The sequence below is a fragment of the Streptomyces synnematoformans genome (assembly GCF_039531005.1).
GTDB classification, from domain to species: Bacteria; Actinomycetota; Actinomycetes; order Streptomycetales; family Streptomycetaceae; genus Streptomyces; species Streptomyces synnematoformans.
Genome location: NZ_BAAAPF010000256.1, coordinates 1 through 10,245, shown reverse-complemented (window position 1 = coordinate 10,245; position 10,245 = coordinate 1). Strand labels below are relative to the sequence as shown.

Annotated in this window: 7 protein-coding genes and 1 tRNA gene; 1 reads left to right on the top strand and 7 read right to left on the bottom strand. The window is 72.5% G+C overall.

The annotated features are described in order from the left end of the window. Positions 1-199: 199 nt before the first annotated feature. Both ABD317_RS27815 and ABD317_RS27810 read right to left on the bottom strand, forming a co-directional pair. Positions 200-1,690 carry a hypothetical protein gene (locus ABD317_RS27815; protein WP_344293135.1) on the bottom strand — a complete coding sequence of 497 codons (1,491 nt, stop codon included), beginning with the start codon at positions 1,688-1,690 and terminating at the stop codon, positions 200-202. A 159-nt stretch (positions 1,691-1,849) separates the two neighbouring features. Then, positions 1,850-1,984 (bottom strand): DLW-39 family protein, encoded by a 135-nt coding sequence (locus ABD317_RS27810; protein WP_018838829.1) that lies wholly within the window; start codon positions 1,982-1,984, stop codon positions 1,850-1,852. A 165-nt stretch (positions 1,985-2,149) separates the two neighbouring features. On the opposite strand from ABD317_RS27810, the gene ABD317_RS27805 reads away from it, so the two are divergent. Continuing rightward, positions 2,150-3,619 (top strand): MFS transporter, encoded by a 1,470-nt coding sequence (locus ABD317_RS27805; protein ID WP_425582451.1) that lies wholly within the window; start codon positions 2,150-2,152, stop codon positions 3,617-3,619. A 114-nt stretch (positions 3,620-3,733) separates the two neighbouring features. Here the strand turns inward: ABD317_RS27805 and ABD317_RS27800 are convergent. The 5 genes from ABD317_RS27800 to ABD317_RS27780 all read right to left on the bottom strand — a co-directional run. Further along, positions 3,734-3,807, bottom strand: a tRNA-Ile gene (locus ABD317_RS27800). A gap of 78 nt (positions 3,808-3,885) precedes the next feature. Then, complete coding sequence (locus ABD317_RS27795) at positions 3,886-4,680, bottom strand: DUF3566 domain-containing protein (protein WP_344293129.1); 795 nt, start codon at positions 4,678-4,680, stop codon at positions 3,886-3,888. Positions 4,681-4,683: 3 nt separating this feature from the next. After that, positions 4,684-7,308, bottom strand: a complete 2,625-nt coding sequence (gene gyrA / locus ABD317_RS27790; protein ID WP_344293127.1) for a DNA gyrase subunit A — start codon at positions 7,306-7,308, stop codon at positions 4,684-4,686. A 101-nt stretch (positions 7,309-7,409) separates the two neighbouring features. After that, a complete protein-coding gene (gyrB, locus tag ABD317_RS27785) occupies positions 7,410-9,542 on the bottom strand; it encodes a DNA topoisomerase (ATP-hydrolyzing) subunit B (protein WP_344293125.1) in 2,133 nt (710 codons plus the stop codon). Positions 9,543-9,856: 314 nt separating this feature from the next. Beyond that, positions 9,857-10,245 (bottom strand): DciA family protein (locus ABD317_RS27780; RefSeq protein WP_344293123.1); only part of this gene is annotated, 389 nt, incomplete at its 5' end.

Sequence of the window (10,245 nt, the reverse complement as noted above, 5' to 3'; positions counted from 1 at the left end):
CCCACCGCCCCGTACACGACCGCGCAACCCCCGACCCCGGCCCCGGCCCCGGTGCCGGTGCTTGGGGTGCCCGGGCGGCGGCCGGGACCGGCGGCGGCGGTGGCCGTGCCGGTCGCGCTGCTCGCAGTGCTGCTGATCGCCGTCGGCGTCTGGGCGCTGGTGTCGGGCTGACGCCCGCCGGCCCGTGCCCGGCTCCCGCCTACCGCCGCCGGTTCTGCTGCGGCGGTGCCGGCGGCCCGTCCCCGTACGGGTGCCCGTCCCCGTACGGCTGCCCGCCGTGCTGAGCGCCGTACGGCGGCGCCCCGTGGTGCCCGTGCGCGTACGCCCCGGGCGCCGTCCGCGTCGCCTCGCCCGCCGCGAACGGTCCCGGCACAGGTCCCGGCGCCGTGCCCGGCACGGGCCGGCGCCGCGCCAGCAGCGTCCACAGCCCGAGGCCCGCCAGCAGCAGCACGCCCCCGCCGATCCCGCCGATCGCCAGGAGCGTCTTCCCGGCGCCCCCGGCACCGTCCGCGTCGGCCGGCACCCCCTCGGCCGCCGTGTCGAGGTCCTCGTCGGTGACGCCGAACCCGGCCGCCGCCGCGTCCCCGTCGTAGACCGGGCCCGCCTGCGGCTCGCCCTCGACGGTGGTGCGCAGCACCACCGGCACCGGGCCGTCCGCGAACTCCCCGACCTCCTCCGTCACGCTGACCGCGACGTAGTACCAGCCGGCGAAGCCGACGTTCCCGGAGTCGCGCCCGTACGCCGCATAGCGGTTCTCGTACGCCACCGGCGGCCCCATCGCCTGGATGGCCGCGGGGTCGTCGCCGTAGTACGTCTCGTCGTCGGTGGCGACGAACCCGCGCGCGGGGTTGTAGAAGTCGACGCGCACCCCGTCCGAGGCGTAGGCCGTGTCGTCCTCGACCCGGGTCGTACCGAACTCGGTCTGCAGGAACAGCTGCTGGCCCCAGTCCAGCGGCACCCGGTAGAAGTGCGTGTCCCCCGGGCGGATCCTGTCGGTCCACACCCCGTGGGCGATGCCCACCGCGTCGTTGAACCCGGTGCCGCCCGCGCGCCGCTCGGCCTGCCCGGTCGGCGGGGGCGGCGGCTGCGTGGGGATCGACCCGGGGTCCGGCGGCGTCGTCGGACCGGACTCCGCCAGCGGCGGTTCCGCCATGAAGCGCAGCTCCAGCGGCCACGCCCCGGGGTCGGAGGTCGCCTCGCTGACGCGGGTGACGACGAGGTGGTAGACCCCGGCCTCCTGGCAGCGGCCGTCGGGCTCGGCCACACGCCAGACGTAGTTGGCGATCGGCCGCGCGGCGTCGTCCGTGCCGAAGTCGGCGTCGGCGCTGCTGCACCTGTCGCCGTCCTTGCTCTGCAGCTCCAGCTCGATGCCGTCGCCGTACGCGACCTTGGTGCCCGGCTTCGGCGCGGCCACCGCGGAGATCCAGGCGTGGGACTCCGCGTCGAGCGCGACGCTGTAGTAGAGCCTGTCGCCCGGGGCGATCGAGTCGGTGTACGTCCTCCCGGCCGCCACCGTGGGGCCGTCCGCGCTGCTCGCGGCGCCGTCGAGGGGCTCGGCGTCGGCCGCCGTCCGATACTGCCCGGCGTCGACGGGCGAGTTCGCCGGCGCGGCCGTCGCCGGCACCGCCGGGAGCGCCAGCGTGCACAGCGCCGCGATCGCGGCCGGCCCCGCCATCGTTCGCGTCACCATCCACCCCTCACCGTCCGGTTCCGTCCGGTTCCGGCTCACGGTCGTGCACCAGGGCTCCGGTCACACCGAAGCCCCAGCCGCACCGCCGCGTCAGCGGCGGGGCCGGGGCCCGGGGCCGGGCCCGCGAACGGGGGGCCTGTTGTTCGGGACTCTCGCGTCTCAGACGCCCGAGGAGGAGGGCACCGAGTCGGTCGCCTCCGTCCACAGGTCTTGCTCGGCGCGATCCGCCTGGATCTGGCGGTACACGAGAAGCCCGCCCAGAGCGGCCAATGCGATCAGGAACAGCTTCTTCACCGCGCTACCTCGTCCTTCCAGAGACATTCGGACTCTATGAAGCCCGATGATACACAGCACGAACGACACGGGAGCAGCCGCGAACCGGGCCCGCGGCACTAGGACCTAAGTCCCCGCCCCGGTCCATCCGACGCCCGATCCGTACGGGCCCGCCCGGCGCGCACGATGACGGTCATGACGACGACCGACGCCGCCGAGGCGACCGACGAGACCGATCAGACAGCCCAGACGGCCGGGACCCCCGCGACCGGCGCCGCCACCGGGCCGCCGGCCCGCCTCTGGCCGGTGCTGCTGGCCTCGTACATCGGGCAGTTCCTCGTCGTCCTCGACGTCTCCGTCGTCAACGTCGCCCTGCCCAGCATGCGCGACAGCCTCCACCTCAGCGGCAGCGCCCTGCAGTGGGTCGTCAACGGCTACGCCCTCACCTTCGCCGGCTTCCTGCTGCTCGGCGGCCGGCTCTCCGACCTCTTCGGCCACAAGCGGGTCTACCTCGCCGGCCTCACCCTCTTCGCCGCCGCCAGCCTCGCCGGCGGCCTGGCGCAGAGCGACGCCGTCCTCATCTCGGCCCGCGCCGCCCAGGGCATCGGCGCCGCGTTCCTCGCCCCCGTCACCCTCTCCCTGCTGACCCGGGCCCTCCCGGAGGGCGCCGCGCGCACCCGCGCCATCGCCGCCTGGACGGCGGTCGGCGCCGCGGGCGGCGCCACCGGCGGGCTCATCGGCGGCGTGCTCACCGACCTGGCGTCGTGGCGCTGGGTGCTGCTGATCAACGTGCCGGTCGGCGTCGCCGTCGGCGCCGTCGTGCTGCTCTGGCTGCGCGACAGCCACCGCGACGCCGAGCGCCCCGCCCTCGACCTGCCCGGCGCCGTCCTCGTCACCGGCGGCGTCGGCGCGGTGGCGTACGGCATCACCGAGACCGAGTCCGCCGGCTGGTCCTCCGGCTCCGCGCTGCTGCCGCTGCTGGCCGGGCTGGCGGCGCTGGCGGGCTTCGTCGCCGTGGAGGCGCGGACGGCGCAGCCGCTGATGCCGCTGCGGCTGTTCCGCATCCGCGCGGTCGCCGTCGGCAACGTCGTGACGCTCGTCAGCATGGTCGGCGCTTTCGCGATGTGGTACTTCCTCACCCTCTACATGCAGACCGTCCTCGACTACAGCGCCATCCGCACCGGCCTGGCCTTCCTCCCGCACACCGCCGCGCTGATCCTCGCCTCCCAGTTCGCGCCCCGGCTCACGGCCCGCTTCGGCAGCCGCACGATGACGGTGGCGGGCGGGCTCCTCACGGCCGGCGGCTTCCTGTGGCAGGCGGCGGTGCTGGACGCGGACGGCACGTTCGTCTCGGCGATCCTCGGCCCGGCGCTGCCGATGGCGGCGGGCATCGCGATCCTGATGGCGCTGCTGACCGACGTCTCCACCTCGGGCGTCGGGGAGCGGGACGCCGGCGGCGTCTCCGGCCTGGTCAACACCTCCCGCCAGATCGGCGCGGTGCTAGGCCTGGCGGTCCTCGGCACGATCGCCGCCTCCGCCGCCGAGCACGGCACCCCCGAGGACGGCTACGCCCGCGCCTTCCTGGCCGGCGGCCTCATCACCGCCGCCGCGATGCTGCTGGTCCCGTTCCTCCCCCGGCCGGGCCGCGGCGCCTGAAGAGCGCGTGTCCGTCTGAAACATCCGTCCGAAAAACATCCGTCCGGAAAACGTCCGCCGGAAAACCCGAAGGGCGCCCCCTCTCGACGAGGAGGCGCCCTTCGACGTTTCCGGTGCGGCTACCAGGACTTGAACCTGGGGCCTCATCCTTATCAGGGATGCGCTCTAACCGACTGAGCTATAGCCGCGCGCTGCACAGAGATTACCCCACCGCCGAGCCCCGGCCCAAATCGATAGCCGGAGCCCTCCGGCCGGTGCGGACGGCGCTACTCGTCCTCCGCCAGCGTGACCTCGATGCCGCCGACGAAGCCCGCGGAGAGGTTGTAGATGAACGCGCCAAGCGTCGCCAGCGCCGTGGCGAGGACCACGTCGATCAGCGCCACCACGGCCGTGAAGCCGACCACCCGGGGCAGCGAGAGGAACGACTCCAGGTCGAAGCCCTCCGAGTCGTCGGAGCCGGTGGCCTCGCTGATCGTGCCGCCGACCGTGCTGAAGACGCCCATCGCGTCCAGCACCATCCACAGCACCGTCACCGCCACGATCGTGCAGATGCCCAGCGCGATGGAGAGCAGGAAGCTGACCTTCATCACCGACCACGGGTCGGCCTTGGCGATCCGCAGCCGCGCTTTGCGGGTGCGCGGCACCGTGCTGGCGCCGGTGCGCGACCGGCGTACGCCCGCGGCGGTCTGCTGCGCCTGCGCCTGCGCCTGCCCCTGCACCGCGGGCCCTGCGCCCTGCCCGTACGGCTGCTGGGCCCCGTGCACCGCCGAGTGCGGCCCGGCGCCGCCCTCGGCGGCCATGCCGGCGGGCGGGGTGTACGCCTGCGGCGGGTGGTGGGGCGTCGGCGGGGCGGTGGGGGCCGCGGTCGGCGGCGGCATCGGGCCCTCGGGGGCGCCGTCGTACGTGTACGCGTGCGCCTGCGGGTCCGCCTCGGAGGCGGCGCGTCTGCGCCCGCGCCGGCCGCCGTGCCCGCCCGTGCCGTCCGGACCGGGTGGGGGGTCCGGCTGCGCGTACCCCTCGGCCCCCGCCGGACCGGCACCGGCGCCCGTGGCTCCACTCACGACCTACTCCTCGCCTTCACCGTCCGCGGCGGGGCCCGCGGCCCCGGCGTCCGTGCTCCCGGCCTCGTCCGCGGCGACGGCGGCGGCGGCCTCCTCGACCTCCTCCGCCTCCCGGCCGGCTTCGGCGTTCCGCGCGATGCCGACCACGGCGTCCCGCTTCCCCAGGTTGATCAGCTGGACGCCCATGGTGTCACGGCCCGTCTCCCTGACCTCGTCGACCCGCGTACGGATCACGCCACCGCCGAGCGTGATGGCGAGGATCTCGTCCGACTCCTCCACCACCAGTGCGCCCACCAGCGAGCCCCGGTCCTCCACCAGCTTCGCCGCCTTGATGCCGAGCCCACCTCGTCCCTGAACGCGGTAGTCGTCCACGTTCGTACGCTTCGCGTACCCGCCGTCGGTGGCGGTGAACACGAACGTACCGGGCCGCACGACATTCATCGAGAGGAGTTCGTCGCCCTCCCGGAAGGCCATGCCCTTCACGCCGGAGGTGGCGCGGCCCATCGGGCGCAGCGCATCGTCCGTTGCGGTGAACCGGATCGACTGCGCCTTCCTGCTGACGAGCAGCAGGTCGTCCGCCGGCGAGACCAGCTCGGCGCCGATCACCTCGTCCGGCGAGCCGTCCGGCATCTCCCGCAGGTTGATCGCGATCACGCCGCCCTGGCGGGGCGAGTCGTAGTCCTTGAGCACCGTCTTCTTCACCAGCCCGGCCTTGGTGGCCAGCACCAGGTACGGCGCGGCCGCGTAGTCCCGGATGGCCAGGATCTCCGCGATGTGCTCGTCCGGCTGGAACGCCAGCAGGTTCGCGACGTGCTGGCCCTTGGCGTCGCGGCCGGCGTCCGGCAGCTCGTACGCCTTGGCGCGGTACACCCGGCCCTTGTTCGTGAAGAACAGCAGCCAGTGGTGGGTCGTGGAGACGAAGAAGTGGTCGACGATGTCGTCCTCGCGCAGCCGCGTCCCGCGTACGCCCTTGCCGCCGCGCTTCTGCGCGCGGTAGTCGGTGCTCTTGGTCCGCTTCACGTAGCCGCCGCGGGTGATCGTGACGACGATGTCCTCCTCGGCGATCAGGTCCTCGATGGACACGTCGCCGTCGAAGGGCACGAGCTGCGTACGCCGGTCGTCGCCGAACTTCGCGACGAGCGCGGCCAGCTCCTCGCTGATGATCTGCCGCTGCCGGGCGGGGGAGGCGAGGATCGCGTTGTAGTCGTCGATCTTGGCCTGCAGATCGTCGTGCTCCGCGGTGATCTTCTGCCGCTCCAGCGCGGCCAGCCGGCGCAGCTGCATCTCCAGGATCGCGTTCGCCTGGATCTCGTCGATCTGCAGCAGGTCCCTCAGGCCCGTACGCGCCACGTCCACCGTCTGCGAGGCCCGGATCAGCGCGATGACCTCGTCGATCGCGTCCAGAGCCTTCAGCAGGCCGCGCAGGATGTGCGCCCGCTCCTCGGCCTTGCGCAGCCGGAAGGTGGTGCGGCGGACGATGACGTCGATCTGGTGGTCCACCCACTGCCGGATGAACGCGTCCAGCGACAGCGTGCGCGGCACGCCGTCGACGAGCGCCAGCATGTTGGCGCCGAAGTTCGTCTGCAGGTCGGTGTGCTTGTAGAGGTTGTTCAGCACGACCTTCGCGACGGCGTCCCGGCGCAGCACGATGACCAGCCGCTGGCCCGTACGCGACGAGGTCTCGTCGCGGACGTCGGCGATGCCCGTCAGCCGGCCGTCCTTCACGCCGTCGGCGATCTTCTGCGCGAGGTTGTCCGGGTTGACCTGGTACGGCAGCTCGGTGACCACCAGGCACTGCCGGTCCTGGATCTCCTCCACCTCGACCACCGCGCGCATCGGGATCGAGCCGCGGCCGGTGCGGTACGCCTCCTCGATGCCCTTGCGGCCGACGACCAGCGCGCCGCTGGGGAAGTCGGGGCCCTTGATGTGCGCCAGGAGCGCTTCCAGCAGCTCGTCGTTCGACGCCCCGGGGTGCTCCAGGTACCACTGCACCCCCTCGGCGACCTCCCGCAGGTTGTGCGGCGGGATGTTCGTCGCCATGCCGACCGCGATCCCCGCCGAGCCGTTGATCAGCAGGTTCGGGAAGCGGGCGGGCAGGACGGTGGGCTCCTGGGAGCGGCCGTCGTAGTTGTCCCCGAAGTCGACGGTCTCCTCGTCGATGTCGCGGAGCATCTCCATCGCCAGCGGCGCCATCCGGCACTCGGTGTACCGCATGGCCGCGGCCGGGTCGTTGCCCGGGGAGCCGAAGTTGCCGTTGCCGTCGACCAGCGGCATGCGCATCGACCACGGCTGCGCCAGGCGCACCAGCGCGTCGTAGATCGCCGAGTCGCCGTGGGGGTGGTAGTTGCCCATCACGTCGCCGACGACGCGCGCGCACTTGAAGTAGCCGCGCTCCGGGCGGTAGCCGCCCTCGTACATCGAGTACAGCACGCGGCGGTGCACCGGCTTCAGGCCGTCGCGGATGTCCGGCAGCGCACGCGAGACGATGACGCTCATCGCGTAGTCGAGATAGCTGCGCTGCATCTCCGTTTCGAGCGAGACGGCGTCCACGCGCAGCACGCTGCCGCCGTCTTCGCCCTCGCCGTCCGGCTGGGGGTCGGGAGTCTGGGGAGTGAGCTCGTCGGCCATTGCGGGTCTTTTCTACCTTTTCGTAGAGGTCTCGAAGAGCGGTCGCGCCCCGGGCGGGGAGCCCCGGGGACCCGGGCGGGGGCGCCCGGGCTCCGGCCGGCTCAGATGTCGAGGAAGCGGACGTCCTTGGCGTTGCGCTGGATGAACGAACGGCGCGCCTCGACGTCCTCGCCCATCAGGACCGAGAACAGGTCGTCGGCCGCCGCGGCGTCGTCGAGCGTCACCTGGCGCAGCACGCGGTGCGCCTGGTCCATGGTGGTGACCCGCAGCTCCTCCGCGTTCATCTCGCCCAGGCCCTTGAAGCGCTGGATGGAGTCGTCCCGCATCCGCCTGCCCTGCGCGCGGCCCAGTTCGAGCAGTTGGTCCCGCTCGCGGTCGGAGTAGGCGTACTCGAACTCGTCCCGGGTCCACTTGATCTTGTACAGCGGGGGCTGGGCCAGGAACACGTGCCCGCCCTCGATCAGCGGGCGCATGAAGCGGAACAGCAGCGTCAGCAGCAGCGTCTGGATATGCTGGCCGTCGACGTCCGCGTCGGCCATCAGCACGATCTTGTGGTAGCGCAGCTTGTCGAGGTCGAAGTCCTCGTGGATGCCGGTGCCGAACGCCGAGATCAGCGCCTGCACCTCCTGGTTCTGCAGCACCCGGTCGATGCGCGCCTTCTCCACGTTCAGGATCTTGCCGCGGATCGGGAGGATCGCCTGGTACCGCGGGTTGCGACCGGACTTCGCCGAGCCGCCGGCGGAGTCGCCCTCGACGATGAAGATCTCGCACTTGGACGGGTCGTTCGACTGGCAGTCGCTCAGCTTGCCCGGCAGCGACGCCGTCTCCAGCAGCCCCTTGCGCCGCGTCAGGTCGCGGGCCTTGCGGGCCGCCACCCGGGCCGTCGCCGCCTGGATGGACTTGCGGACGATGTCCGCCGCCTCGTTGGGGTTGCGGTCCAGCCAGTCCGTCAGGTGCTCGTGCGTGACCTTCTGCACGAAGGTCTTCGCCTCCGTGTTGCCCAGCTTGGTCTTCGTCTGGCCCTCGAACTGCGGCTCGCCCAGCTTGACCGAGATGATCGCGGTCAGGCCCTCGCGGATGTCCTCGCCGGTGAGGTTGTCGTCCTTCTCGCGGAGCAGCTTCCGCTCGCGCGCGTACCGGTTCACCAGGCCCGTGAGCGCCGCCCGGAAGCCCTCCTCGTGGGTGCCGCCCTCGTGCGTGTGGATCGTGTTCGCGAACGAGTACACGCCCTCGCTGTACTGCGTGTTCCACTGCATCGCGATCTCCAGGGAGATCTTGCGGTCGGTGTCCTCGGTCTCGAAGTCGATCACCGACGGGTGCACCGGCTCGCCCTTGCGCGAGTTCAGGTGGCGGACGAAGTCCGAGATGCCGCCCTCGTAGTGGTACGTGACGCTGCGCGCCTTGTCCTCGTCCGCGTCGCCCGCGGTGTCCGCGCCGGAGGTCTGCTTGGCCGCCGCCCGCTCGTCGGTCAGCGTGATCGACAGCCCCTTGTTGAGGAAGGCCATCTCCTGGAAGCGGCGCGACAGCGTCTCGAACGAGTAGTCCGTGGTCTCGAAGATGTCGCCGTCCGCCCAGAAGGTGACCGTGGTGCCGGTCTCCTCCGTGGCCTCGTTCCTCGCCAGCGGCTCGGTCGGGATGCCCAGCTTGTAGTCCTGCGTCCAGCGGTAGCCCTCGGTCTTGACCTCCACCGACAGCCGGGACGAGAGTGCGTTGACGACGGAGACGCCGACGCCGTGCAGCCCGCCGGAGACCGCGTACCCGCCGCCGCCGAACTTGCCGCCGGCGTGCAGGACCGTCAGCACGACCTCCACCGCCGGCTTGTTCTCCGACGGCACGATGCCCACCGGGATGCCGCGGCCGTTGTCGACGACGCGCACGCCGCCGTCGGCGAGCAGCGTCACCTCGATCGCGTCCGCGTGGCCCGCCATCGCCTCGTCCACCGAGTTGTCCACGACCTCCTGCACCAGGTGGTGCAGACCGCGCTCACCGGTCGAGCCGATGTACATGCCGGGGCGCTTGCGTACGGCGTCGAGGCCCTCCAGGACCGTGATCGCACTCGCGTCGTACGCCGCGTCCTCGACGGCCTCCGCCTCCGCGCGGGCGCGGGCCCGTTCGGCGGCCGCAGCGGCCGCCTCCGCGGCGCCGTCGGCGCCTGGAGGCACGTTCTCGCTGGCAGGGATGTTGTCGTTGGAGTTGCCGGAATCGGCCACGAAGCGCCCTTTCTGGCACAGCACGGGCCACTCTCCTGGCTGAGCGGGAGCGGCCGCGTCGTTGTTGGTCAGCGTGTTCCGCAAGTGGGCGGGTTGCTCTCAGTCTACCGGTAGCGCACGACAGAATGGCGGTTTGCCGGTGCCTGAACCCGCATGTGGCGCCCTGAACATCCGCCCGCCGAGGGGGACTGCACACACCGGGGCCTGCGGAGCCTCTGAGCGCCACTCAGCGCTTCGGCGCGTCAACCATGAGCTACTGTGACCGACCTCACTCCATCACAGGTTTACGCGGGGGTTCATCAGAACGTACGTGCCCACCCGTACGTGTCCCGCGGGGCCTACCCGTACGTGTCCCCGGGGCCCCGGCTGCCGGGCGCACGCAGCGGCCCGAAGCGCCGTCCGCCGCCGCCCGGACCCACCACCTTGATCAGCTTCACGGTGCCCTGGCCCAGCTCCTCGTTCAGCCGCGCCACCAGCTGCGGCGCCAGCAGCCGCAGCTGCGTCGCCCACGCCGTCGAGTCGCACGCGACCACCAGCACCCGCTCCTGCTCGTCGTACCGCTCGGGCGCGCAGTGCTGCGCCACCTCCGGCCCGACGAGCTGCGGCCACCGGCCCATCACGCCGCCCACCGCCGCCGGCGCCTCCCAGCCGCGCTCGGTGATCAGCCGGCTCACCGCGGCGCCCAGCGGCAGCGGGTCGCGGCCGTCGGCGCGGGCGCCCGAACGCA